Annotated in this window: 26 protein-coding genes and 1 riboswitch; of the genes, 13 read left to right on the forward strand and 13 right to left on the reverse strand. The window is 67.0% G+C overall.

Annotated elements, in window-relative coordinates; translation table 11 throughout:
* Window positions 1-26: 26 nt before the first annotated feature.
* The 4 genes from metX to LK10_RS17120 all read right to left on the reverse strand — a co-directional run bounded on the left by metX (window position 27) and on the right by LK10_RS17120 (window position 4,178).
* Window positions 27-1,184, reverse strand: a complete 1,158-nt coding sequence (gene metX, locus LK10_RS17105) for a homoserine O-acetyltransferase MetX (protein ID WP_052207509.1) — start codon at window positions 1,182-1,184, stop codon at window positions 27-29.
* Window positions 1,181-2,551 carry a bifunctional o-acetylhomoserine/o-acetylserine sulfhydrylase gene (locus tag LK10_RS17110; protein ID WP_043126308.1) on the reverse strand — a complete coding sequence of 457 codons (1,371 nt, stop codon included), beginning with the start codon at window positions 2,549-2,551 and terminating at the stop codon, window positions 1,181-1,183. The genes metX and LK10_RS17110 overlap by 4 nt, the downstream gene beginning before the upstream one ends.
* A gap of 12 nt (window positions 2,552-2,563) precedes the next feature.
* Window positions 2,564-2,676: riboswitch (SAM riboswitch) on the reverse strand.
* A gap of 60 nt (window positions 2,677-2,736) precedes the next feature.
* Window positions 2,737-3,957 (reverse strand): type II toxin-antitoxin system HipA family toxin, encoded by a 1,221-nt coding sequence (locus tag LK10_RS17115; protein WP_043126311.1) that lies wholly within the window; start codon window positions 3,955-3,957, stop codon window positions 2,737-2,739.
* Window positions 3,954-4,178: a helix-turn-helix transcriptional regulator gene (locus LK10_RS17120; protein WP_043126313.1), complete on the reverse strand. Its 225-nt coding sequence runs from the start codon at window positions 4,176-4,178 to the stop codon at window positions 3,954-3,956. The genes LK10_RS17115 and LK10_RS17120 overlap by 4 nt, the downstream gene beginning before the upstream one ends.
* 232 nt (window positions 4,179-4,410) lie before the next feature.
* Between LK10_RS17120 and LK10_RS17125 the strand changes: the two genes are divergently transcribed.
* Genes LK10_RS17125 through LK10_RS17145 form a run of 5 tightly spaced genes read left to right on the forward strand, consistent with a single transcriptional unit; the run spans window position 4,411 to window position 8,252 of the window.
* Window positions 4,411-5,148 carry a phosphatase PAP2 family protein gene (locus LK10_RS17125; RefSeq protein ID WP_052207510.1) on the forward strand — a complete coding sequence of 246 codons (738 nt, stop codon included), beginning with the start codon at window positions 4,411-4,413 and terminating at the stop codon, window positions 5,146-5,148.
* 18 nt (window positions 5,149-5,166) lie between these two features.
* Window positions 5,167-5,823, forward strand: a complete 657-nt coding sequence (locus tag LK10_RS17130; protein WP_052207511.1) for a DedA family protein — start codon at window positions 5,167-5,169, stop codon at window positions 5,821-5,823.
* Window positions 5,824-5,878: 55 nt separating this feature from the next.
* Window positions 5,879-6,547 carry a response regulator transcription factor gene (locus LK10_RS17135; protein WP_231567814.1) on the forward strand — a complete coding sequence of 223 codons (669 nt, stop codon included), beginning with the start codon at window positions 5,879-5,881 and terminating at the stop codon, window positions 6,545-6,547.
* Window positions 6,544-7,566, forward strand: a complete 1,023-nt coding sequence (locus tag LK10_RS17140) for a sensor histidine kinase (RefSeq protein ID WP_043126317.1) — start codon at window positions 6,544-6,546, stop codon at window positions 7,564-7,566. The genes LK10_RS17135 and LK10_RS17140 overlap by 4 nt, the downstream gene beginning before the upstream one ends.
* 47 nt (window positions 7,567-7,613) lie before the next feature.
* Window positions 7,614-8,252: a VOC family protein gene (locus LK10_RS17145; RefSeq protein WP_043126320.1), complete on the forward strand. Its 639-nt coding sequence runs from the start codon at window positions 7,614-7,616 to the stop codon at window positions 8,250-8,252.
* Between the two features lie 114 nt (window positions 8,253-8,366).
* On the opposite strand, the gene LK10_RS17150 is transcribed toward LK10_RS17145, so the two are convergent.
* The gene (locus tag LK10_RS17150) at window positions 8,367-9,152 is read right to left on the reverse strand and encodes a CPBP family intramembrane glutamic endopeptidase (RefSeq protein ID WP_043126322.1); all 786 of its coding nucleotides are present in this window, start codon (window positions 9,150-9,152) and stop codon (window positions 8,367-8,369) included.
* 29 nt (window positions 9,153-9,181) lie between these two features.
* Between LK10_RS17150 and LK10_RS17155 the strand changes: the two genes are divergently transcribed.
* The gene (locus LK10_RS17155; RefSeq protein WP_043126326.1) at window positions 9,182-9,862 is read left to right on the forward strand and encodes a histidine phosphatase family protein; all 681 of its coding nucleotides are present in this window, start codon (window positions 9,182-9,184) and stop codon (window positions 9,860-9,862) included.
* Here the strand turns inward: LK10_RS17155 and LK10_RS17160 are convergent.
* Both LK10_RS17160 and LK10_RS17165 read right to left on the reverse strand, forming a co-directional pair.
* Window positions 9,859-11,103, reverse strand: coding sequence for an amidohydrolase family protein (locus LK10_RS17160; protein ID WP_043126329.1), 1,245 nt, complete (start codon window positions 11,101-11,103; stop codon window positions 9,859-9,861). The two genes, LK10_RS17155 and LK10_RS17160, sit on opposite strands and share 4 nt — an antisense overlap.
* Before the next feature lie 11 nt (window positions 11,104-11,114).
* Window positions 11,115-12,239 carry an NAD(P)/FAD-dependent oxidoreductase gene (locus tag LK10_RS17165; protein WP_043126331.1) on the reverse strand — a complete coding sequence of 375 codons (1,125 nt, stop codon included), beginning with the start codon at window positions 12,237-12,239 and terminating at the stop codon, window positions 11,115-11,117.
* 111 nt (window positions 12,240-12,350) lie between these two features.
* Between LK10_RS17165 and LK10_RS17170 the strand changes: the two genes are divergently transcribed.
* Complete coding sequence (locus tag LK10_RS17170; protein WP_231567815.1) at window positions 12,351-12,659, forward strand: transcriptional regulator; 309 nt, start codon at window positions 12,351-12,353, stop codon at window positions 12,657-12,659.
* Between the two features lie 7 nt (window positions 12,660-12,666).
* On the opposite strand, the gene LK10_RS17175 is transcribed toward LK10_RS17170, so the two are convergent.
* Window positions 12,667-13,902, reverse strand: coding sequence for a glycine C-acetyltransferase (locus tag LK10_RS17175; protein WP_043126336.1), 1,236 nt, complete (start codon window positions 13,900-13,902; stop codon window positions 12,667-12,669).
* A 32-nt stretch (window positions 13,903-13,934) separates the two neighbouring features.
* The gene (gene tdh, locus LK10_RS17180; RefSeq protein WP_043126337.1) at window positions 13,935-14,981 is read right to left on the reverse strand and encodes an L-threonine 3-dehydrogenase; all 1,047 of its coding nucleotides are present in this window, start codon (window positions 14,979-14,981) and stop codon (window positions 13,935-13,937) included.
* 596 nt (window positions 14,982-15,577) lie between these two features.
* Here tdh and LK10_RS17185 point away from each other — a divergent pair.
* From LK10_RS17185 to LK10_RS17215, 6 genes are all read left to right on the forward strand, one after another.
* Window positions 15,578-15,847: an uberolysin/carnocyclin family circular bacteriocin gene (locus LK10_RS17185; protein WP_197061975.1), complete on the forward strand. Its 270-nt coding sequence runs from the start codon at window positions 15,578-15,580 to the stop codon at window positions 15,845-15,847.
* Window positions 15,848-15,862: 15 nt separating this feature from the next.
* On the forward strand, window positions 15,863-16,417 hold the full coding sequence (locus tag LK10_RS17190) for a stage II sporulation protein M (protein ID WP_043126342.1): 555 nt from the start codon (window positions 15,863-15,865) through the stop codon (window positions 16,415-16,417).
* A 165-nt stretch (window positions 16,418-16,582) separates the two neighbouring features.
* A complete protein-coding gene (locus LK10_RS17195) occupies window positions 16,583-17,014 on the forward strand; it encodes a hypothetical protein (RefSeq protein WP_043126345.1) in 432 nt (143 codons plus the stop codon).
* Window positions 17,015-18,205: 1,191 nt separating this feature from the next.
* Window positions 18,206-18,907: a hypothetical protein gene (locus LK10_RS22405; RefSeq protein WP_197061976.1), complete on the forward strand. Its 702-nt coding sequence runs from the start codon at window positions 18,206-18,208 to the stop codon at window positions 18,905-18,907.
* 17 nt (window positions 18,908-18,924) lie between these two features.
* Window positions 18,925-19,494, forward strand: coding sequence for an ABC transporter ATP-binding protein (locus tag LK10_RS22410; RefSeq protein ID WP_197061977.1), 570 nt, complete (start codon window positions 18,925-18,927; stop codon window positions 19,492-19,494).
* Between the two features lie 40 nt (window positions 19,495-19,534).
* Window positions 19,535-20,497, forward strand: a complete 963-nt coding sequence (locus LK10_RS17215) for a LysR family transcriptional regulator (RefSeq protein ID WP_043126351.1) — start codon at window positions 19,535-19,537, stop codon at window positions 20,495-20,497.
* On the opposite strand, the gene LK10_RS17220 is transcribed toward LK10_RS17215, so the two are convergent.
* The 4 genes from LK10_RS17220 to gatA form a co-directional block, all read right to left on the reverse strand.
* Window positions 20,445-20,945: a hypothetical protein gene (locus tag LK10_RS17220; protein WP_043126352.1), complete on the reverse strand. Its 501-nt coding sequence runs from the start codon at window positions 20,943-20,945 to the stop codon at window positions 20,445-20,447. The genes LK10_RS17215 and LK10_RS17220 overlap by 53 nt on opposite strands.
* Before the next feature lie 93 nt (window positions 20,946-21,038).
* Window positions 21,039-21,410 (reverse strand): VOC family protein, encoded by a 372-nt coding sequence (locus tag LK10_RS17225; RefSeq protein WP_043126355.1) that lies wholly within the window; start codon window positions 21,408-21,410, stop codon window positions 21,039-21,041.
* An 86-nt stretch (window positions 21,411-21,496) separates the two neighbouring features.
* Window positions 21,497-23,002, reverse strand: a complete 1,506-nt coding sequence (gatB, locus tag LK10_RS17230) for an Asp-tRNA(Asn)/Glu-tRNA(Gln) amidotransferase subunit GatB (RefSeq protein WP_408021467.1) — start codon at window positions 23,000-23,002, stop codon at window positions 21,497-21,499.
* Window positions 23,002-24,537 (reverse strand): Asp-tRNA(Asn)/Glu-tRNA(Gln) amidotransferase subunit GatA, encoded by a 1,536-nt coding sequence (gene gatA / locus LK10_RS17235; protein ID WP_197061978.1) that lies wholly within the window; start codon window positions 24,535-24,537, stop codon window positions 23,002-23,004. Before gatA ends, gatB begins: the two co-directional genes overlap by 1 nt.
* Window positions 24,538-24,541 lie beyond the last annotated feature (4 nt).

A 24,541-nucleotide genomic window follows, 5' to 3' on the forward strand; every position in this document is an offset into this window, starting at 1 on the left:
TTGGCCTCCCTCTCACCGGCCTCCGGTCACGGGAAGACGCGCCGCCTGAGTTCGGGCCCGAGCTGTCCGATCTCCGTGAGGAACCCGTCGTGGCCGATCTTCGCGTCGATCATATGCACGGGCACTTCGCCCGGGAGCGCTTTCGCGAGTTCTTCGCTCTGCTCCGGGAAGTAGAGGCGATCCGAGTTCACGGCCGCGAGGAAGAACTCGGCGGTCGCCGAGGACAGCGCGCGCTGGACCCCTCCGCGTCCGCGTCCGACATCGTGGCTCATGAGAGCCTCGGTCAGGATGACATAGCTGTTCGCGTCGAACCGGCCGACGAGCTTTTCAGCCTGATGGTCGAGATAGCTCTCCACTTGATACCGCCCACGCGAAGCCGCTCCGTCTGCAGCCTCGAACGGATTCTCGGCACCTTGGCCGCGGCGCCCGAAGCGGAAGCCCAACTCAGCCTCGGAGCGGTAGCTGATGTGGGCAATCCGCCGAGCGAGACCGAGCCCGGCCTCCGGTTGGGGGCCGTCGTAGTAGTCGCCGTCCCGGTAGTTCGGGTCCTGCCGGATCGCGAGGACCTGCGCCTGCGCGAGCGCAATCTGCTCGGCCGTGCTGTACGCGCCGATTGCGACGACGACGCAGTGCCGCACCCGGTCCGGATAGGTCGCGGCCCACTCGAGCGCGCGTGCCCCTCCCATAGAACCGCCGAGGACTGCGTGCCACCGGCGGATCCCGAGACGGTCCGCGAGACGTGCCTCGGCACGGACCGAATCACGGATGGTGACGAATGGGAAGCGCGATCCCCACGGTCGGCCCTCGGGATCCGGTGAGGCGGGGCCCGTGCTCCCGTAGCAGCCGCCAAGGATGTTGGCCGAAACGACGAAGTACTTGTCCGTATCGACCGGCTTGCCAGGGCCGACGAGCGGATCCCACCAGCCGGGCTCAGCGCCCGAACCCTGAGCCACGTGGGTGTCGCCGGTGAGGGCGTGCTGGATCAGCACAGCGTTCGAGGCATCCGCGTTGAGCTTGCCCCAGGTCTCGTACGCGAGCTCGACCTCGGGCAGAGCGCCTCCCGCCTCAAGCTGGAGCGCGCCGACTGCGACCGTGCGGAGCACCCCGTCAAGCGCCTCCTCGGCGGCCGGGGCCGCCACGGGAAAGTCGGCCGGGGCGGCTCCGAAACGATCCACCAGCGTCATGCGACCGGCTCGACGGCGGCTGGAGCACCCTGCGCGGCAGCGACGCCGGCGAAGCCTTCCTCGAGGTCACCCAGGATGTCTGCGATGTTCTCGATGCCCACGGCAAGACGCACGAGGCCAGGAGTCACACCGGCGGCGCGCTGCTGCTCGGGAGAGAGCTGGGCGTGCGTGGTCGACGCCGGGTGAATCACGAGTGATCGCACGTCGCCGATGTTGGCCACGTGCGAGTGGAGTGACAGCGCGTCGACGAAGGCCTTTCCCGCTTCGGCCCGAGACACCCCGTCTCGCTCAGCGAGCTCGAACGACACGATGGCCCCAACCCCCTTCGGTGCGTACTTCTGCCCGAGGCCGTACCACGGGCTCGAGGGGAGCCCGGCGTACGCGACCGATTCGACGTCGTCGCGCGCTTCAAGCCACTCGGCGACCTTGAGCGCATTCTCGACGTGCCGCTCGATCCGCAGGCTCAGCGTCTCGAGGCCCTGCGCGATGAGGAACGCGTTGAACGGTGACACTGCCGAGCCGAGGTCGCGGAGCAGCTGGACGCGCGCCTTGAGGATGTAGGCGAGGTTCGCCCCGAGGAGGCCGTTCACGCCCAGGTCGCGGGCGAAGACGAGGCCGTTGTAGCTCTCGTCGGGAGTGTTGAAGCCGGGGAAGCGCTCGGGGTCCTTCGCGTAGTCGAACGTGCCGCCGTCGACCACGACGCCGGCAATAGCCGTCCCGTGGCCGCCGAGGTACTTGGTGGCGGAATGCACGACGACATCGGCGCCGTGCTCGAGCGGCCGCAGGAGGTACGGCGTCGCGACCGTGTTGTCCACGATGAACGGCACACCGGCCTCGTGCGCGACCGCCGCAACGGCCTCGAGGTCCAGGATGTTCTGGCGCGGATTCGAAATGGACTCCGCGAAGAACGCCTTCGTGTTCGGCCGGACCGCGGCCTTCCATTCTTCGAGGTTGTCCGGGTCTTCCACGAAGGTCGTCTCGATGCCGAACTTCCGCAGCGTCAGCTTGAGGAGGTTGTACGTGCCGCCATACAGCGCGGCACTCGCGACAACGTGATCTCCCGATTCGGCGACGGTCAGGATCGAGTACGTCGTTGCGGCCTGCCCCGAGGCGAGCAGAAGCGCTCCGACGCCGCCCTCGAGGCTCGCGATCCGCTGCTCAACCGCATCCTGGGTCGGATTGCCGATGCGCGTGTAGATCGGGGCGAGCTCCGCGAGCGCGAAGCGGTTGGCCGCGCTCTCGGCGCTCGGGAAGACGAACGACGTGGTCTGGTAGATCGGCAGCGCCCGGGCGCCGGTCTCGGCGTCGGGGGTTTGGCCGACATGGATCTGACGGGTCTCGAAGGACCACTGAGGGTTGCCGGACATAGCAATCTCCTTTGCGCTGCTTTGACCGGCGGCTCTCGCCGGACCAGGTCCTCACCCGGGGCACCCCACCGCAGCGGGAGGGTTGCCGGCCAGCAAACCGGGGTTTGACGCTGGCGCTCATGACCTCTTATGAGTCTAAGAGTCCAGAGATTCGCGTGGACAAGTGTGTGACCGTGTGTGAAGCGCTAGCCCTCCATCAACCGCCGGCGGTGGCGCAGCTCCTTCACCCAAGCCCGCGTCTGGGCAGGAGCAAAAGGCGAGGGACCGCCGTCGTCCGCCTCGAGCGCGGCGACAAGCGGGCCCGCGGCCCGCAGCGCGGACTCGACCACGGCAACTGCCGCCCTCGGCGGGAGACCAAGCTCGACGGCCCACGCAAGGAAGTGCCGGCGGGAGATCCCAGTACGCTTTCCGCCGAGCGGCAGGGCGAGCGAGCGATCGCCGTAGGGGACTGTCGAGGGGATGTCGTAGACCGGGGCGACGGTCCACTCTCCCCCGAGCATGGCCCCGCGAACCACCGAGACGTTCTTCGCGTGCAGGTCACCGTTGCCCACGAGCCAGGCGAAGGCGCCCTGGAGCGCGAGGTTCCGCAGCGCCGGCAGCTCTGCGGCGCAATGCGCGGCGATCGCGGTGCAGAGCTCCTCGTAGCTGACGTTGTACTTGTCCGCCGGATACAGGCCGAGGAGCTGCGAGCCGTCCTCGACCGCGAGGCGCGCGTTGCCTCCCCCCGGCAGCACCGGCCGGTCGAAGCGCTCGACGAGAAGCCCCGCCCGGCCTTCGACGTCGTGGACGAGCCGCACGGGGCTCAGCGGGAGCCGGAGCCGCGAGGCGTACCGATACATGAGGTACTCGTTCTCGACCACGTGCGGAAACTCGGGGGCGTTCAGCTTGAGGATGTAGCGGCGGCCGGCTTCCGCGGCTGGAAGCGAGATCATGCCTGCGCTCACCTTGTCCTGGACTCCTGCGAGCGCCTTGGGGTCGACGAGCGAAGGATCGTCGATGAGAGCGGCGAAGTCGGGGGGCTGCCGCGCGTCGAACTCGACTGCGTGGTCCAGGTCGCGTGAATGGCTCGAGAGCGGCTCTCCGTGGGGGACGATCTGGACGTCCCCCACCGGATCGCCGCCGGCAGCCATGAGGAGGCCGAGCTCATCGTCAGCGCTCGTCTTGACGGCGCGGCGGAGGGAGGCGAGCCGCCTCCCTTCGGGGAGGAGCCCTGTGAAGAACGCCGGGACAGCCCCCGCCGGGGTTTCGACCGGACGGCGGCTCAGCGGCAAGGTGGTGGCAACAGGGTCGCCACCTCGAGCCAGATAGGCCGGAATGTAGGAGAAGCGCGTTCCGTGGTCCACCCGTTCGAGTCGTGCGGCGAGAATGCCGGCCTTGTAGACATCCGCAATGCGGTGCCGGCTCATCTCGGGCTGCCTGCTGTCCGGGAGACGACGCCGAGGCCCAGCCCCAGGGCGTCCAGCACCGCGATGAGTGCGTCCAAGCGGACGCTCGGCTTGCCCTGCTCGACGAAGCGCACGAAGCGTTCGGACACTCCGGCTAGGTCCGCCAGATCCTGTTGGGTGAGGGCCAACGCACGACGGCGGTCGCGCACCTGTGCGGCGATCGCCTCCATCGCTTGGCTCATCTCGGGTCCTCCCACCCTCAAGTGACGGGATAGGTCTCGGTACGATCGTTCCGATCTGATCATCCTCAGAAGGATCCCTGTGCGTCAAGCCACTAACTCACCCCCTGATCGGCACGTTCGTACCGCCGCTCCGCATGGATGCCTCCTCCCACGACGCATGGCCCGAGTTGACCTCGTCACCTTCTCGGGGGTTCTTAGAACGGTCTTAGATCTCACAAGGCAGGATAGGACCATGACCTCATACGACTTCGCGGGGCAGAGCGCCCCCGTGAACCGCACCCCGCGCAGCCGCCTGGCCACGCTGCCGAGCCTGCGCCATTGGATCCTCGCCCCCGTGGTGCTCAGCGTCATCGTGCTCGTCGGTGGCTTCGTCGCCAAGACCTCGACCATCACGGGCGCCGAGCTCGCGATCGACCAGTCGATGAGCACCGAGCACGTCGGCTGGCTCAACACTCTGGCCCTCGCGGTCGAAAAGATCCTCGGACCATCGGGCGCCGTCGTCATCCTCGTCGTGCTTATCGCGATCCTGTGGTTCGTCCGAAGGACCCCGATCGATGCCCTCGCGGTCGCGTCGATAACGGGATTCGGCTGGGTCTTCAGCCTGCTGTTCAAGTACGCCGTCCACCGTCAGCGTCCCGATTCGAGCCTTCTGGCAAACCCGATCTCCCCCGACATGGACCCCAACAGCTTCCCGAGCGGCCACGTGTGCTTCGCCGTCTCGCTCACGATCGCGCTCTACTTCCTGTTCCGGGACAAGCGTTGGGGGCAGTGGGTCCTCATTGTCGGCATGGTCTTCTCGGGCCTCGTCGCAATCTCACGCGTGTACGTCGGCGTGCACTACCCCATCGACGTCATCGCCTCGTTCCCCGCCTCGATCGCCGGCATCCTGCTGTGGTGCGGCCTATGGAACCGCTTCGCTCCCCCGGTGCTCGCCCGCGTCCCGCTCGTGACGCGCCTCGAGTACCGCTGACCCCGAAGGACCCTCCTGATGGACCCCACCTCACTCCTCGTCGGCGCGGGCCCCTGGGTGCTCGGCGTCGTCGCCCTCATCGTCTTCATCGAATCCGGACTCCTGTTCCCGTTCCTCCCCGGTGACTCGCTGCTCTTCACCGTGGGACTTCTGCACGCTCAGCTCGGCCTCTCACTTCCCGCCCTCATCCTCGTGGTCGCGGTCGCAGCTGTAGCAGGAGACCAGGCGGGCTATATGCTCGGCAAGGCCGTGGGGAGGCGATGGTTCAAGGAAGACGCGAGGATCCTCAAGCTCAGCCACCTCGAGAGCGCGGAGTCGTTCTTCGCCCGATACGGCGGGCGGGCGCTCGTGTTGGCCCGCTTCGTGCCGATCGTCCGCACCTACACGCCGCTTGTGGCAGGCGCGGCCCGATACCCGTACCGGAAGTTCCTCGCTTGGAACGTGCTGGGTGCCATCGCATGGGCGGTTTCGGTGACCCTGCTCGGCGTATGGCTCGGGCACGTCGATTTCATCAAGAACAACATCGATGTCCTTTCGGTGCTCATCGTGGTCGCATCCGTCGTGCCGATCGGGATCGAGGCGCTGCGCCACCGGCGCGCCTCGAAGAATGCCGCGTCCGGGCAGCCCGAGCAGGCAGCAGACGAGGACGCCCAGTACGCGGAGGCAGCGGACTAGGCGCCGGAGCAGCGCTGACGGGACGGGATCGGAGGTCCTTGCGAGAATGGCTCCCATGGACCACCGACCCCGCGTACTCCTCGTCGAGGACGACCGCCAGCTAGGCCCTCTCGTCGCCGAGCTCCTCGCCCCGGACTTCGAGGTCACCCTCACAGCCGATGGGCGCGAAGGCCTCCGCCTGGCGACCGGCCAGGACTGGGAGGCACTCGTCGTCGACCGCGGCCTGCCGCACATCGACGGCGTCGACCTCGTGAAGTCCCTGCGGTCCAGGGGAATCCCAACGCCCGTCCTGATGCTGACGGCCCTTGGCAGCGTGCCGGACAAGGTCGAAGGCCTTGACGCCGGCGCCGACGACTATCTCGTCAAGCCGTTCGACGCGGAGGAGCTCGCCGCCCGGTTACGGGCGATGACGCGGAGTTACGCGCCACACCGGCCGGAGCTCCTCGCAGTCGGCTCGTGGGAGCTCGACCCCGCATCCCGCGTTCTCTCCTCACCGTACGGGCATCGCGTCGAGCTCTCGGGCGCCGAGGCGACGCTCCTCGCCGTCCTCGCGCGGGACCCCGAGCGCGTGCACTCGCGCGCTGAGCTCCTCGCCGATGCGTTCGACGCCGGGGACACGCCCGGCGTCGTCGATACCTACGTCCACTATCTCCGGAAGAAGACGGACAAGTCAGTGATCAGGACCGTCCACGGCGTCGGCTACCAGCTCGGCGGCCTCGAATGAGCTGGGGCAAGCAGCGCCGCGCGCGGAACTCGGATGAGGTGGCGCTCCGCCGTGCCGCGCTCCGGGTCGGGATGCAGATCGCGGGAGCGGTCGCCGTCGTCGTTGTCCTGCTCCTCGCGGGAGCCGCCGTCTTCCTGTGGGCCAAGTCGCAGCCCGCAGAGGTGCTCTCGCATCTCCAGCGCTCGGAGCCGCAGGTCGTGCTGGACACGGTCGATGTGCTCGGGATCCTCGTCGTCGGCGGAATTGCGGGCATTGTGCTCGGCGGCATCGTCGGGGTCCTGAGCGCCCGCCGGGCGGTTCGCCCTCTCGGCGAGGCCCTGGCGCTCCAGCGACGGTTCGTCCAGGATGCGAGCCACGAACTCCGGACCCCGCTCGCGGTGCTCGACACGCGCATCCAGCTAGCGCAGAAGCGACTCGGGCCTGACAGCGAGGCCGCCCCGGTCCTCGCCCAGCTGCGCAGCGACTCTGCTTCCCTCGCAGCCGTCATCGAAGACCTACTCCACGGCATCGCCGGCTCCGGCCCGGACCTCACTGAGAGCCCGACCGACCTTGCCGAACTCGCCCGCGCCGTCGTCGCCGACCTGGGGGTCATGGCCGTGGACCGGCGCATCGTCCTCGCCGCCGAGACTCCGGCTGAGCCGGTGCCCGTTGCGGTTGCGGCTCCAGCTGTGCGCCGGGTCGTCGTCGCCCTCGCGGACAACGCCCTCAAGTACACGCCCGAGGGCGGACGCGTGACGGTCGGCGTGCGGACCGCCGCTACGCCCGGGCGCGGTACGACGGCGCTGCTCACGGTCGCCGACACCGGCCCAGGAATCTCCGGGCCCAGCCCCGAGCGCGTCTTCGAACGGTTCTCTCGCGGCGGTACGACCGCCCGGCTCGATGCCCGCCGGAGCTACGGAATCGGGCTCGCACTGGTCCGGGAGATCGCCGTCAGGAACGGCGGATCGGTCCGGATTGCCGAGACCGGGGCCGGAGGAACAACGATGGAAGTGGCACTTCCGCTCGCGGTTTCCAAGTAAGGCAACCCTAAGCTGAGAGCCCTGTCACAAAGTGCCAAGATGACTGCATGCGTATGGACCATGTTTCTTATGCCTGCGAGCCCGACGGCCTGGCCGCCACAACGGAGAGGATTGCCAGCGCTCTCGGAGTCGAGGCAGTCAAGGGCGGCGTCCACCCTCGGTTCGGCACCCGCAATATGATCATCCCGCTCACGCAGCACCACTACCTCGAGGTCGTCGAAGTCCTCGATCACCCCGCTTCGGACAAGGCACCGTTCGGCCAGGCCGTCCGGGCGCGGTCCGCTGCGGGCGGTGGCTGGATGGGCTGGTGCGTCGAGGTTCAGGACCTCGGCCCCATCGAAACCCGCCTCGGCCGCAAGGCTGTTCCGGGCAACCGCAAGTTCCCCGACGGGCGGGAACTCGTGTGGAAGCAGATCGGTATCCTCGGGCTCATCGCCGACCCGCAGGTCCCTTACATGCTGAAGTGGGAGGGCGACCCCGAGCTGCACCCCTCGAACGCCTACCCGGGAACGGTCGGGGTCACGAAGCTCACGATCGCTGGCTCCGCCGAGCGCGTGACCGAGTGGCTCGGCGAGCCTGTCGAGAAGCCGCTCGAAGACGTCGAGGTCGAGTGGGTCGCCCCGAAGGGCACCCCCGGCATCATGTCCGTGACGTTCGACGCGGGCGGACGGCTCGTCACGATCTGACCACCTCGTCTCGGAAGATCTGGCCACTCGTCGAAGCGTCGGCGAGTGGCCAGATTTCTTTGGCCAGGTCGCTTTCGCCAAGGTCTCTTTCGGGGAGGTCGCTTTCCGGGGTCCTCAGCCGAGACCGATGGCCTTGCCCAGGAGGCTGAACCCGACGAACGCGAAGGTGTCGAGGAGCGCATGGGCGATGACGAGCGGCATCACCCGCCCATAGCGGCGATAGACCCAGCAGAACACGAGGCCCATCACGGCATTGCCGAAGAAGGGCCCGATGCCCTGGTAGAGGTGGTAGCTCCCCCGGAGGATCGAGCTTGCCGCGAAGGCCGCCCCGGTGCTCCAGCCGAGCTTCCGAAGCCACCCGAGCATGAAGCCGACCACGATCGTCTCCTCGAGCAGCGCCTCCCGGATTGCCGAGAGGATCAGGACCGGAACGGTCCACCAATACTTGTCGAGGCCACTCGGGATGATCGACGTCGTGATCCCGAGCACCCGCCCGACCCAGTACAGCCCGAGCGAGGGGATCCCCATGGCGAGGAACAGCCCGACGCCGTAGAGGACGTCTCGCCCCGGGCGGCGCAGGTCAAGGCCCAAGCGCGCAAAGGGAGCGCGCCAACTGCGCCGCCCCACCGCCTCCCAGACGAAGTACAGCGCGAGCGCCACGGGAACCAGCGAGAACAGGATGTCGAGCAGCTGGTAGACGAGGTCGAAGTACTCCCGCGGGCTCAGCGTCGCGTTGAGGGTCGACTTGCCCTGGGCAAGCGGCGCCTGGGTCGCCTTGTCGAGCAGCTGTACCACCGAATACACGGCCGACTGTCCGAGCGAGAGCCCGAGGACAATGAGGAGCTGGGCTCGCCACCGGGTGCGGTGGGCGGGACGGACGACGGCGGGTGCATCGGGCATGTCCTTATCCTGCCCTAGGCTGAGGTTCTATGAGCGCGCCGCGGCAGATCATCATGGTCCGGCACGGCCAGTCGGCCGCCAACGAGGACACGAGCATCTATGAACGCGTTCCCGACTACCGGATCCCGCTCACCGACAGCGGGGTGAGCGAGGCCCGGGAAGCGGGCCGAATAGTGCGGGAGCAGCTCGCAGGCGAGCGGGTGAGCGTCTACATCTCGCCCTACCTGCGGGCCTACCAGACGTTCGATGCCCTCGGCATCCACGATCTCGCCGAACGCGTCATCGAGGAGCCCCGGCTGCGCGAGCAGGACTGGGCGAACTTCCAGATCGCCCACGACATCGAGCAGCAGAAGAAGCTCCGCGACTCCTACGGCCACTTCTTCTTCCGCTTTCGCGAGGGCGAATCAGGCAGCGATGTCTATGATCGGGTTTCGAGCTTCATGGAGACCCTCTACCGCCACTGGGACAAGCCCGACTACACCCCTAACACGCTTCTGGTCACCCACGGCCTCACGATGCGCCTCTTCTGCATGCGCTGGTTCCATTGGACCGTCGAGTACTTCGAGTCCCTCAACAATCCCGAGAACGCCGGGGTTCGCACGCTCATCCGCCAGCCCGATGGCCGCTATCAGCTGGACCGGCCGTTCACGCAATGGGCGGAGAGGGCCGAGACTGACACCGTCCTCTCGACCCTCTCTGAACGGCTCTAGCGCACGCGTTCGCCCGCGCGCCATACGGCGTAAGTGAGCGGCATCCCCGGCCGGTACGCAAGATGCGTGGCCGAGGGCGCATCGAGGAGCTGGAGGTCGGCCCGGTGGCCCACCGCGACCGAACCGACAGCGCGCTGGCCGTCTTCGTCCAGGCCGACGTGCCTCCCGAGGGCGAGGGCTCCGCCGAAGGTCGCGGCGCGGATCGCCTCCTGCACGTTCAGCCCCATCTGCAGCACACCGGTCGTGACGCAGAACGAGATCGAACTCGTGTAGCTCGTACCGGGGTTGCAGTTCGAGGCGATCGCGATTTCGACCCCTGCATCGAGGAGCCGTCGCGCCGGTGCCAACGGGGCGCGGGTCGAGAGGTCACAGGCCGGAAGCACCGTTGCGACAGTGCCCGTGCCCTCGGAAGAGCCGGGGCCGGACCAGTCGCCCCATGACGAGGCGAGCGCCTCGACATCGGCGTCATCGAGGAAGTTCACGTGGTCGACGCTTGCGGCCCCGACCTCGACTGCTAGGCGCACGCCTGCTCCCGGTCCCAACTGGTTGCCGTGGACGCGGAGGCCGAGCCCCTCCTCGCGGCACGCGGCGAGAACGCGACGTGACTGCTCCTCGGTGAACGCCCCGCGCTCGCAGAAGACATCGGCCCAGCGGACATAGGGGCGGACGGCCTCGAGCATCTCGCCGCAGACGAGTTCGGTGTACTCGTCCGGATCTGTGCCAGCAGGAACCAGATGCGCCCCGAGATACGTCACCTCGTCAACGGCGCCCGCAGCGAGCTCGGCACTGCGGCGCTCGTTCGGGACGTCGAGCCCATAACCGGTCTTCGTCTCGAGATACGTCGTGCCCCCGGCGGCAGCCTCCGCGACCCGTGCCTTGAGCAGGAGCCGCAACTCGTCGTCGGACGCTTCGCGGGTCGCAGCCATCGTGACGCCAATGCCGCCAGCCGCGTACGCCTGACCGGCCATGCGCGCCTCGAACTCGGCGGTGCGGTCGCCGGCGAAGACGAGGTGGCTATGGGAATCGACCCAGCCCGGCAAGGCGGCGCGGCCCCCGGCGTCGTACCTTTCGTCGGCAGCTGGCGCGGACGACGACGGGCCCACCCAGGCGACCCGCTCGCCCTCGAACACCACGGCCGCGTCGTGGAGCACACTTTCTGCCGCGGCGGCTGGAGTCCGATCCTGCCAATGCTGCGTCGAAAGCTCGCCGATGTTGTCGATCAGGAGGGTCGCACTGCTCATGCAGCAATCTTCTAGCGTCGGACTGACAGCCGGTGCGGGTCGAGGGCCCGCTCCGTCTCGGATACCGGACGCGCGCCCGTCCGCAGCGCCTCCGGCCCTGCGAGCAACTGCCCCGCAGCGTCCTCGGCCATCGCCGCGGACGTCTGGAAGCCGTAGCCGCCTTGGCCCGCGAGCCAGAAGAATCCCGGCGCCTCGGGGTCGAAGCCGAGGACTGGAACTCCGTCGGCCGCCGAGGTCCGCAGGCCAGTCCACGCCCGCACGATTCCCGAGACGGGGAGGTCCGCGACCTCCCGGATGAGGCCAATCGCGCGCTCGACGTCGCCCGGGCGCGGCACGGCATCCTCCGCGCGGCTCGGCTCGGCCTCGGACGGCGAGACGAGCGCGCCGGCCGGGTCGGGCCGGAAGTACCACGTGTCGTCGGCGGCCGCGACCATCGGCATCTCGGGGTCGAGCGCTTCGGAGAGCGAGACCAGCGCAGCAGTGCGCCGATAGGGCTGAAGGCCGAGCCGCTCGACGCCGAAGAGGATCGCTAGATCGTCCGCCCAGGCGCCTGCCGCGTTCACCACGCACGCCGCATGAAACCCCTCCGTTCCCGCCCCCACGAGCCAGCCGTCTCCCACACGCTGGGCCGTGTGGACCGGGCTTCCGGGATAGATGGCGACGCCCCCGGCGCGCGCCAGGCCCTCGTGATAGGCGAGCAGTGCGGGCGCGTCCGTCCGGACCGAGTCCGTGTCGAGGGCGGCGGCCTCGAAGGCTCCGTCGCGGAGCAGGGGCACGAGCGCGCGAGCCTCCTCGGGCGAGAGATGGCGCATTCCTGCATGGGCTTCCGCCGCAACATCTCCCCCAGTGCCCACGAGCATGAAGCGGCTCGGCCACGCGAGCCGGCGGCCGTCGTCGTCCACGGCAGCCCGAAGCGCCCCCAGCGTGCGCCGCGTGAGCTCTTGGACCGGTGGCGGGCCGTAGCTCGGGATGAGCTGCTGGGCCGACCGGCTCGAGGTGTGGTACGCGAGGCTCGGCTCGGCCTCGACGAGCGCGACTCTGCACTCCCCCGCCAGCCGGGACGCCAGCGAAAGCCCTGCGATCCCGGCGCCCACAATGAGGACGTCGACGTCGTTCGTGTTGCGCTGGATGGCCATGCCGACACCATACTCCGGCGAACAGTGGCGGCACTCCCGCATTCGAAGTTCTGATTCCAGCGGAGGAAAGGGGCGCTTGACGACCGTCGATCCAACCGCAAGGATCACCTCGTGACAAGGGGGACTGACATGAAGAACAGCAACACCCGAACTTGGACGTGGTATGGCCTCGCAGCCACCCTCGTGTGGATCGCCGCCCTGACCGTCGGCGCGGTCGCGTTTGTCGCGGCTAGCGAAGCGGCTCGCGCTCGGGGGCAGGACGCGACATTCCTCCAGGAGTTCCTAGGGGCGCCCCTGTTTGAGGGTTTCCGCCAGGACGGAAAGTTCGGCGTTCGACCACAGTGGGGACTCCTGCTCCTCGTCGTGGTGCCGTTGTTCGCGACAGTCCTGTTCACTGCGCTCCGGAGGCGGTCCCCCTAAGCCGCGCTCAATGCCGCGACGGCTCCTCCCTCTCTCCCACAGTCGAGCGTGCGGCGACAAACGCGGCCACGGCGGTTTCGACGTCGTCCGCAGTGTGGGCGGCGGAGAGCTGGACCCGGATCCGGGCCTTCCCCTTGGGCACCACGGGGTAGGAGAAAGCGGTGACGTACACGCCGTGGGCGAGCATCTCGGCGGCGATGCGGCCTGCAAGGGCGGCGTCGCCGAACATGACCGGGACGATCGCGTGCTCCCCCGGAAGGAGCTCGAAGCCCTCCTCCGCCATGCGCCTGCGGAAGAGCGCGGCGTTCTCGAACAGCCGCGACCGCAGTTCGGCCGACCCGGCCACGAGATCGAGGGCACGCATCGTCGCGGCCACGATCATCGGGGCGACCGAATTGGAGAACAGGTATGGGCGGGCCTTCTGGCGGAGGGTCGCGACGATCTCGGCCCTGCCTGAGACGTACCCGCCGGACGCGCCGCCGAGCGCCTTGCCGAAGGTCCCGGTGTAGATGTCGATCCGATCGGAGACCCCCGCGTGCTCTGGGGTTCCGGCCCCGGTTTCGCCCATGAAACCGACCGCGTGCGAGTCGTCCACCATGACCATCGCGCCGTAGCGCTCGGCGAGGTCGCAGATCTCCCGGAGCGGCGCGAGGTAGCCGTCCATCGAGAACACGCCGTCGGTGACGATGAGGGTCCGTCGGGCGCCGACGCCGTCGTTCAGCGTAGTGGCTTCCCGCAGGCGGGTCTCGAGCTCGCCCATGTCCCGGTTCGCATAGCGGAGCCGGGTCGCCTTGCACAGGCGGATGCCGTCGATGATCGAGGCGTGGTTGAGGGCGTCCGAAATGACCACGTCCTCGGCGCCGAGGATCGCCTCGAAGACGCCCCCATTTGCGTCGAAGCAGCTCGAGAACAGGATCGTGTCATCGGTGCCGAGGAATTCGGAGACCCGGCGTTCGAGTTCCAGGTGGGTGTCTTGAGTGCCGCAGATGAAGCGGACGGAGGCCATGCCGAAGCCGCGCTCGTCGAGAGCCTTCTTGGCCGCTTCGATCAAGTCCGGGTGGTCTGCGAGGCCGAGGTAGTTGTTGGCGCAGAAGTTCAGCACCTCCCCGGCCGGCGCGCCGAGGGGGCCGGCCTCGATGTGAGCCGACTGCGGCGAATCGATGTGCCGCTCCTCCTTGAAAGTCCCGGCCGCGCGGATCTCGGCGAGCTCTGCTGCGAGCTGTTCCTTCACTCCTGCGAACATGTGCTGCCCTCTTCCTCTCTCCCGGCTTCGCCCTAGACGCCCGACCAGTCCAACACCACTTTGCCGCCGCTGCCAGAGCGGGCGACGTCGAAGCCCTCCTCCCAGCGCGCAGCCGGGAGGACGTCGGTGACGACGGCGGCAACGTTCCTATGGAGGACTGGATTGGACGAGAGCATCGCGCTCATCGCATACCACGTCTCGAACATCTCGCGGCCGTAGATGCCTTTGAGGGTGAGCATGTGTGTCACGACCTTGCCCCAGTCGATCTCCGCGGATTGAGCGGGTAGGCCGAGCAGGGCGATCCGGCCGCCGTGGTTCATGTTCTCGATCATCCCCTGCAACGCGGCCGGGCGCCCGGACATCTCGAAGCCCACGTCGAATCCCTCGACCAGGCCGAGTTCTCGCTGGGCTTGGCCCAGGCTCATCGTGGAGACGTCGACCGCGAGGTCGGCGCCCATCCCCCGAGCGAGTTCGAGGCGGCGCTGGGAGACGTCGGTGATCGCGATCTTCCGGGCACCCGCGTGCCGGGCGATCGAAATGGCCATGAGGCCGATCGGGCCGGCCCCGGTGATGAGGACATCCTCGCCGACCACCGGGAAGCTCAACGCAGTGTGGGTGGCGTTGCCGAAGGGGTCGAAGATCGCGCCGAGCTCGGGGGTGATCGAGGGATCGTGGTGGACCCACACGTTCGTCTCGGGGATCACGACGAACTCGGCGAACGCCCCATCGCGCTGGACTCCCACACTCGAGACGTGGATGCACATCTGGCGGCGCCCTGCACGGCAGTTTCGGCAGACCCCGCACACGATATGGCCCTCGCCTGACACACGGTCACCGACCCGCACGTCGCGGACGTCCTCCCCCACCTCGACGACTTCGCCGTAGAACTCGTGCCCCGGGATGAACGGCGGGTTGCTCATGGACTGGGCAGCTTCGTCCCAAGACTGAAGGTGCAGGTCCGTCCCACAGATGCCTGTCGCGAGCACGCGAATCTTCACATCCGCCGGGCCAGCTTCCGGCTCGGGCCGTTCGACGAACTCGAAGCCCGCCTGCGGGCCCGGCTTGAACAGGGCTTTCATGAGGCCATTCAAAAGCAGGCAAAGGCTTAGAACAACAGCCGGTGTCTCAAGGGACGGTTTAGGGACGCTTAGCTGTCAGCCCTTTCGGCACGGCAGTCGTCTGGCGAGGGTCTGCGCAGATGAATTCAGGTACGTCTGGGGTCAATGAGGCCTGTCCCTCGTTGACGTCCGAGCGATAGCTGCGACGCTCGCCGGAGTCCGCGCCTTTTCGAGGTCTTGCTTTTCGGCAGGCCGTCCGCACAGCTCTTCGAACTCTGCCCACGTGCGGCAACGGCGAAACTCACCGCCTACCTACGCCTGCATCGCCATTCACGGGAGCTGATGGCTTAGAACGACAGCCGGTATCTCGCGAGATGAATTAGCATTCCTTCACCTTTGCCTCGCAATCAGGTCTTCATCGAGGACTGCCAACGACAAGTGGAGGCCGCCGAGCAGCCTTATGACCGAATGTGACGCTCCTCCGGCCCCGCATCCATCGGCCTCGGACACAAACGTTCCTTGCGCACTCGGGACAACTGGATACAAGTAGAGGTCCGCTGCCTACTCTCTGGGCGTGACCACGCCGGTCACAGCGTCCCTTGAGAGAGGAGCCAGTCATGAATTTTCGCAGTTCTTCCAAACCTCTTGTTGCAGCAGCCGCAGTCAGCGTCATCGGGCTTTCCCTGGGCAGCGTAGGAGTCATGTACATCGCGGGAATGTTCGGCTTGTCCTCAGCTTTCGCATCCCAGATCGTTGACGCGGTCACAGTCGGCGGCTGGGTCCTAGCCGTCGTCATGGGGCTCCTTTCGGGTGGCACGGCGGCAGTCATCGTTGCCACGACCCGATGGGCCATCCTCCGATTCGGCCGCGCCGTCGCCATCGCGTAGTCAGCGATCCACCTAATGATGGGCAGCGCCAAGGAGATCGCCAGCCAGTCATGGCCGTACGCGCTCGCGCTCTCCTTGGCGTTGCTGGCAGCCGGAGCGGCGATCGGCGCTCAAGCGGACGTTGGATTAGCACTTGACGCACCTTCGCCTGATCCTCAGGGAACCGAATGGACGGAGGCGTTCGTGAAAGTCCTCCTGAACAACGCGTCGACTGGAGCACTACTGTATGCAGGAGCAGCCACGGCCGGGACGGCCACCCTCATCGTGTGGCCCATCGTCGCTGCCTATATAGGAGCGACCTTCCGTGCGAGCGCGGGAGCCGTCGGAGTCGAGAACGTCGTCGGAACGATCTGGCCGTACGCACCCTTGGAGTTCGTGGGAATGTGCCTCGCGGCAGCCGCAGGGCTCATGCCGCTTGTGTCAGGTCTTCGGGCAGCCTTCGAGCCGCAAAGCGTCGGGCCCGCCCGCGCATACGCTCGTGAGATTCCTTCGACGCTCAAAGTCTTCCTTGCATCCTTGACCCTGATCGCGCTGGCTGCTGCTGTCGAAGCGGCTGTCATCGCATTCTGAAATCGAACAAGGGCCCTTTCGATCATGACAGCACCTCCAACCCTGCCCGCGAATCCAGATGAAGTTCGCCCATCGCACTCCCGTAGTACCTCCAGTCTTCTCTGGATGCTGGCTCTGGCCATGGTCGGAGTCAGTCTCTGGACTCGTCTTCAACAACTCCGACCGATGATCTTGGATCGTCTGGAAGCCACGCCCGAATTCGCCTCGATGGAGAAAGGGCCAGCCGTTGAACTCGCCGTCGGAGTCGGTTCTCTGCTCGGATTCGTCCTCTCCTTAGGCGTGAGCGCCCTCTACTTTTCGCTCGCGTCGATCTTGGAATCGCGGCTCCTCCCATCGCTCCGGCTGGGTTTCGGCAGGTTGACGCTCGGTCCACTAGCGATCGCATCGATCGGTTCCGTTCTCTACCTCCACCTCCTCGCCATACTCCTAGCCGTTCCCACGGCAAAGGGTGAATGGCCGGGCTTCATCGTGGTGGCACTCGTGGGACTGTGCGCTCCGCTCCTCTTCAGGCGGCAATGGATACAGGGGAGCGCTCGCACCAAGATCTCGATTTTCGCGCTTTCAACCGGCGTCGCGGCATCTGCACTGCTGCTCTGAGGAAAGGCTTCTGGGAATGTTCTCGAAGTACCGACGGAATGCTGCCATCGCCACCGCACTTTTCTGCCTGACAAGCGTGGCCCTGGACTCGTTTCTCGGAGCCGCATCGCGGCGTGGAGACGACCTAGGCTGGATCCTGTTGCTAGCGGCAGCAGTAGCCCTCCTGCTTCTCCTGGTCCTCATCTTGCGGCCGGTATCTGCGCGTCTCGGTGCAGTCAGTGCAATCGTGGTCGGACTCTGCGGAGTCATCTCAGCGTCCAGTAGCAAACTCGAGTTGCCAGCCTCGCTCCCCCTATGGGCGTGGGTAGCGCTGGCCTTCGTGATGGCGACTCTGGGCCTTTTGGAAGACGCCGAGATCACCCAATCCAAACCGAAGAACCGACTGTGATGCCCCCTAGCTTCATCGCCGCGCTGACCTTCGAGCGAGTCCGCTTCTTGGCTTCCATGGGCTGGAGTATGCCCCTTCGAGCACTCACATGGGTAGCCGCTACAGCGGTGCTGCTGCTCGGCTTCGTGACGTTCACGATCGGACTAGTCATTTTTACGCTGCTGCGTACACTCCCGATGGAAGCGACGGTCACCGCAAGGGCGGACCCGGGCACGCTTGTAGCAGTTGGAGCCATCCTGCTGAACGTCTATGTCTCAGTCGCAGCATTGCTTCGAGAGGTCTTAGGACCCCGCCGCCTCGCAGTTCAGCGCAGCCCCAATCAATCACTCTTCCGGGCCCTCGATGTCGAAAAGCGGCACTACTTCCTAGTACACGCTGCGCCACGATCCCTTCTGGTTGCCGTCTTCACGGCCGCCGTTTCAACGAGTGCCCTGTGCGTGTGTTCGGGAGATTTGAGTCCCTTCCTTGTCATGACTCTCGCGGGCGCCCCACTGGCTTCCGCATTGCCCGTTCTCGCACTCAGCGCGTGGCTGGCGATTCACGCACCCCGGCCCTCGGTTCTCTCGCGGCAGATCATTCTCCACGGATTCGCGGCCGTCTTGATTTCCGTTCCTGCATATGCAACCGCCCGCGCGGTAAGCCGCGAGAAGAGCTGGTGGCCGCCCACGGTGTTTCCAGAGCATTGGGATGTCGCAGTGGGATTCGTCAGCCTGGGGATTGATGTCGCCAGCGTAATCGTCCTCAGGAGATCCTGGATAAAGATGTCCCGCGAATCCTTTGTTCATTCCCGCAAAATCCTGCCTTTGCCGCGTCGCGGAATTGACAGCATCTCCAACGCCCTGTGGATCCATCTCACGCATTCCCGCTATCTACGAATGGCGGCGAATGTGTCTTGGCTCCTCATCACCGGGTCGGTGGTGGTTGCGGCTCTTAGGATCGGGGGCCTACGCGTCGAGGAATTCCCACTCGGCCGCAATATCGACAGTCTCCTCACATGGCTCGCATTCATGGCGGGGCTGACCGTGGCTGACTTCGTCTCCCGAGACAACGGCGCCGTCGTCCTGATACCTAGGCTTCGATTCATGTGGGAAAGCGGGGCCGACGTCAGGACGGTTGTTGCTGCCGTCCTCATAGGCCAGACGGCATTCGCGGTCACCCTCGTGTCTCCTGGAGCCATCCTCCTCGGATGGGCCGTTGACGGAGTGCCGTTCTGGATGGCGGCCCCGATTGTCGCCTCCACTGCGGCGGCCACAATCCTCGGCGGGAGCTTGAGCCGAACCACCTTCAGTCAGGCGGATGGCTCGGCCGAACCATCTCTGGCTTCTGCGCTCATAACGTTCCTGAGCGCGGTCCCTGCCGCGGGGACGGCCCTCGCTCCGCGCAACATCGGCCTCATCGGAAGTGTCCTCTACACCCTCGTCTTGATAGGAATCGCTGCCCTGTGCCTGCGCCGTCGGATTCTCCACCTGCCATCGAGTTCATCAAGGTCACAGCCGGCCATGTAGAGGGCGCACCCATCGTTGTGGATGCCAGCCTTGCCGTCGAAGCCCCTGGACTCATTCTCCTCGCAGGACCGAATGGCTCCGGGAAATCCACTTTCGCGGAGCTCGTAAGCGGATACCTGAGACCGTGGTCGGGGAAGGTCCATATTGCAGGGGTGAACGCGCACGAGGCACGGACGCGGGCACGGCGTCGGGTCTGCCGCGCTGAGCCGTCGCATTTTCCCCTCCTGACCGTCCACGACCACATCGCGTTGGCGTCGACAGCTCGCCGCGTAGACCGTGAAACGGGGCTCCGTCGCGCCACGACTCTCGGCTTGACCCCCTGGCTGAACGAAAACGCTGGAAACCTGTCCACCGGGACGGCCAAAAAGCTCTGGTACGTCATCAATACCCTCGGAAGCTTCGATCTCGCGGTGTTCGACGAGCCCTTCAACGGTGTCGACGCCCAGAGTGTTGCCGTAATGGCCGAAGAAATGACCGAATGGTCGCAGAGCGCTTGCATTGTCCTGATCACCCATGCACTCCAACCCGGGCTCAAGCCCGATCGAGTCATCCAGATATCGGAGTTCACGCCGCAAAAGTCGAATTAGGAAGATTAGCGTATGCCCCATGAACCCTTAGGATTTCTTCATGGATGTCCGGCAACTGCAGATCCTCCGCGAACTCGGCGAGCTCGGGAGCGTCAAGGCCGTTGCGGAGGAGCTGCTCGTCACGCCGTCGGCCGTCTCCCAGCAGCTGGCCCTCCTGACCCGCAGCGCAGGCGTTCCGCTCACGCGCAAGGAGGGCCGCAGCCTCGTCCTCACAGACGCCGGCAAGGTCCTCGCGGAGGCTGGCGGCGCCGTCGTCCGCGCAATGGCCGATGCCCGCGCTGCCATCGGCGCCTTTCATGACGACCCAGTCGGGACGGTCTCGGTGAGCGCATTCCATTCCGCGGGACAGGCGCTCTTCGGGCGCCTGTCCGCCCGTCTCGCAGTGGGAGCGGCCGACGGCGGCGCCTCCCCACGCCTACGCCTCGCCGACGAGGACGTGCCCCAGCACGGCTTCCCGGCGCTGACCGGCCGTTACGACGTCGTCCTCGCGCACCGCATGGCTCATAGCGACGAATGGCCCGAGGACCGGCTCGTCGTAGTGCCGCTCGCGCGGGAGCCCTTCGACGTCGCTGTGCCAGCCCGACATCCACTTGCCGCGCGTACCTCGCTCCGGCCAGAAGACGTGGCAAGCGAATCCTGGGTCTCCAGCCGCGCTGGCTACTCCCCCGCGGACGTGCTTGCGGCGATCGGCGCGGTCGCGAGCCGAGCGCCTGAAGTGGCCCACCGGATCAACGACTACTCCTCTGTCGCCTCCGTCGTGGCCGGCGGAGGCGTCCTCGGACTGCTCCCGCGGTACACGGCCGCGGTCGGGCTGCCGCCCGGCGTCGTGCTCCGCCCCCTCGAAGGGATTGCGACTCGGCGAAGCATTGACCTGCTCATCCGGCCGGAGAACGCGAGACGACACTCCGTGCAGATCGTCGCGGACGTGCTCCGAGAGCTGGTCGGCGAACTTATCGCTCAAGCGGAACAGCGCGCTGCGCCGACTTCCGCTGAGGCGCGATGAGGACCAGCGCAGGATAGGTGACGAGCGCCAGGGCAATGTGCATGAGGACCAGAACGCCGACGGCATCGGCCGGCTGGCCCTTGTAGAGAATCCACGCGTCGGGGGCGAGGCCGCCGAGCGTGACGAGGACCGTGAGCACGAGGAACGGCTTCCACGCGCGCGTCGAGAACCAGGTCACGATGGGCCAGGCCACGCACGCCAGGACGACGCCGATGACGGTGAGCTTCGTGTAGTCGGCAAAGCGGAAGTGCTCGTAGCCGGCAGTGGCGGGGAACATCGCGACGCCGAGCGCAGCGAGAGCCGCGCAGGCCGCAACGGAGCCGACGACTGCGACGATGGTCGCCGCAATCCACCGCACTGCCGAGGGCTGGTGGCCACCAGCCGGGAAGTCGAGGCCGAGAACACGCGCGGCCGCGGTTTCGGGGCGGGTGGAGGACTGTGCAGGCATGTGCTTCCTTCGTCTGGACACGTTCCGGTACTGAATCCAGAGTAGGAAACGGCGTCTAAGAAGACCCTAAGAATTCCGGGGACTACGCCGCGATCAGTTCTCGAAGAGGCAGAACGGGTGGCCCGCCGGGTCGAAGAAGACGATGACATCGTCCTGCGGCTGATGGCTGGCCCGTTTGGCTCCGCACTCTGCTGCATGCGCGGCTGCCCTCGCGAGGTCATCGACCTTGAGGTCGAGGTGCATCATCATCTGCTGCCGGCCCGGCTCCTCCGGCCACACCGGGCGCTCGAAGTTCTCCTCGAGCTGGAATGACAGCTTCCCTCCGCCCGTCGGACTCGCGATCGTGGCCCACTCCCGATCGTCGTCACCCAATTCCCAGCCGAGGAGATTCGCGTAGAAACGCGCGAGCTGCTGCGGGTCGGGCGCTCCGAGGACGGTGGAATGGAGGTGGATGGGTGAGGTCATGGGGCCCAGAGTAGAACGCAAACCGCCGGGCCCAGAAGGTCCGGGCCCGGCGGTGTAGCGGCAGAGAGGACGACGACGGGCAGCCCCTACGCGTTGACCCCTAGCTTCTCGAGGATGAGCTCGCGCACGCGTCCCGCGTCGGCCTGACCACGGGTGGCCTTCATGACCCCGCCCACAATCGCGCCGACGGCCTGGACCTTGCCGCCGCGGATCTTCTCGGCGACTTCGGGCTGTGCTGCGAGAGCCGAGTCGATCGCCTCGAGGAGGGCGCCGTCGTCGGACACAAGGACGAGTCCGCGGGCCTCCATGACCTGAGTCGGCGTTCCCTCGCCCGCGATCACGCCGTCGAGCACCTGCGCGGCCATCTTGTTGTTGAGCTTTCCGCCCTCCACGAGGCCGTTGAGCTCGACGATGGCCTCGGGCGTGACCCCGAGCTCAGCAGGCTCGACGTCGGCGACCTTCGCGCGGCCCACGATCTCGCCCATCCACCACTTCCGGGCGGCGGCCGGAGTAGCCCCGGCAGAGATGGTCTCCTCGATGGCGTCCACCACGCCCGCGTTGACGACGTCGCGGAACTCCGGGTCCGAATACCCCCACGCGGCCTTGAGACGCTTGCGTCGCTCAGCCGGCGGCTCGGGGAGCTGGGCGCGGATGGATTCGACCCACTCGCGCGTTGCGACGACCGGGACGAGGTCGGGTTCCGGGAAGTAGCGGTAGTCGTCGGCGTCGCTCTTGGGGCGACCCGCCGTCGTCGTCCGCGTGTCCTCGTGCCAGTGCCGCGTCTCCTGGGTGACCGTCCCGCCACCCGCGAGGACCGCGGCATGGCGCTGGATCTCATGGCGGACGGCATGCTCGACAGAGCGCAGCGAGTTCACGTTCTTCGTCTCGGACCGGATGCCGAACTTCGTAGCGCCCTTGGGCATGAGGGAGACGTTCGCGTCGCAGCGGACGTTGCCGCGCTCCATCCGCGCGTCGGAGACCCCGAGGTTCTTCACGATCTCCCGGATCGCGGAGACGTAGGCGCGGGCGAGCTCGGGGGCGCGGCGTCCGGCGCCGACGATCGGCTTCGTGACGATCTCGACGAGCGGGACGCCTGCCCGGTTGTAGTCCACGAGCGAGTATTCAGCACCTTGGATGCGGCCAGTCGCCCCGCCCATGTGAGTGAGCTTTCCGGCGTCCTCCTCCATGTGGGCACGCTCGATCTCGACGCGGAACACCTCGCCGTCCTCGAGTTCGATGTCGATCCAGCCGTCGTGGGCGATCGGCTCGTCGTACTGGGAGGTCTGGAAGTTCTTCGGCGTATCGGGGTAGAAGTAGTTCTTCCGCGCGAAGCGGCAGGACTCGGCGATCTCGCAGTTGAGCGCCAGGCCGATCTTGATCGACGATTCGACCGCCGCCTTGTTCACGACCGGGAGGACGCCCGGGAGGCCCAGATCGACCTCATTGACGTTCGTGTTCGGGTCGTCGCCGAAAGCGTTCGGGGCCGAGGAGAACATCTTGGTCTTTGTGTTGAGCTCGACGTGGACCTCGAAGCCGAGGACGGGATCGAACTGCTCCATGGCCTCGTCGAAGGACAGCGTGGGATCAGACATCAGTTCACCTCTCCGGTCTTCGCGGCCCCGAGGACCGGCGCCTTGGACAGCAGCGGGCCGCCCCATTGCGCTTCGAGCAGGGACTCCAGCGCAGCACCCACCTTGTACAGGCGCGCGTCCTCGCGGGCAGGTGCGAGGAGCTGGATGCCGACGGGCAGGCCGTCCTCGTCGGCGAGGCCGCCCGGGAGGGACAGGCCGGGAACCCCCGCGAGGTTCGCGGGGATCGTGGCGACGTCGTTGAGGTACATGGCGAGCGGGTCGTCGAGCTTCTCGCCGAGGCGGAACGCTGTCGTGGGGGCCGTCGGGGAGATGAGGACGTCGGCCTTTGCGAAAGCGGCGTCGAAGTCACGCTGGATGAGCGTGCGGACCTTCTGGGCAGAGCCGTAGTAGGCGTCGTAGTAACCCGCCGAGAGCGCGTACGTGCCGAGGATGATGCGACGCTTCGCCTCTTCCCCGAACCCTGCGGCGCGCGTGGCGCCCATGACTCGCTCGATCGTGAGGGGGCCTTCCTTCGGCAGGACCCGCAGGCCATAACGCACGCCGTCGAACTTTGCGAGGTTCGAGGAGACCTCGGACGGCATGATGAGGTAGTACGCGCCGAGCGCGTATCGGAAATTCGGGCACGAAACCTCGACGACCTCGGCACCCGCTCCGCGGAGCATCTCGAGGGCGTCACGGAAACGAGCCTCCACGCCGGGCTGGAAGCCCTCACCGCCGAGCTCCTTGACGACGCCGATCCGGAGCCCTTCGACGCTGCCGTTGCGGGCCGCCGAGACGAGCGTGTCGAACGAGTCCGTGAGGGAAGTCGAGTCGAACGGATCGTGGCCGCCCACGAGCTCCTGGAGGAGCGCGGCGTCGAGCACCGAGCGGGAGACCGGGCCGATCTGGTCGAGGCTCGACGCCATGGCGATTGCGCCGTAGCGGGACACAGCGCCGTAGGTCGGCTTCACGCCGACCGTTCCCGTGACCGCGCCGGGCTGACGGATCGAGCCGCCGGTGTCGGTGCCGAGCGCGAGCGGCGCCTCGAACGCGGCGACCGCGGCCGCCGACCCGCCGCCGGAGCCGCCCGGAATGCGCTCGAGGTCCCACGGGTTGCGGGTCGGCCCGAAAGCCGAGTGCTCCGTCGAGGAGCCCATGGCGAACTCGTCGAGGTTCGTCTTGCCGAGCATCGGCAGCTTCGCCGCCCGGATCTTCTTGATGACCGTCGCGTCGTAGGGGCTCATCCAGCCCTCGAGCATGCGGGATCCGGCCGTCGTCGGCTGCCCCACCGTGACAATGAGGTCCTTGATCGCTATCGGGACGCCGGCCAGCGGATGGAGAGCCGCGGCGTCGTCCCCGCCTGCCGCACGGATCGAGTCGACCTCGCGGGCGACGGCGAGCGCCTCCTCCGTGTTGACGTGCAGGAACGCGTGGACCTGCTCATCGACCTCCGAGATTCGATCGAGGTGCGCCTGGGTGACCTCCTCGGAGGAGACCTCCTTGGCGGACAGCTTCTCGGCCAGCTCGTTGGCCGTGCTCGTAATCAGCTCGTTCATCGCG

The organism is Sinomonas humi (assembly GCF_000802235.1).
Taxonomy (GTDB): domain Bacteria; phylum Actinomycetota; class Actinomycetes; order Actinomycetales; family Micrococcaceae; genus Sinomonas; species Sinomonas humi.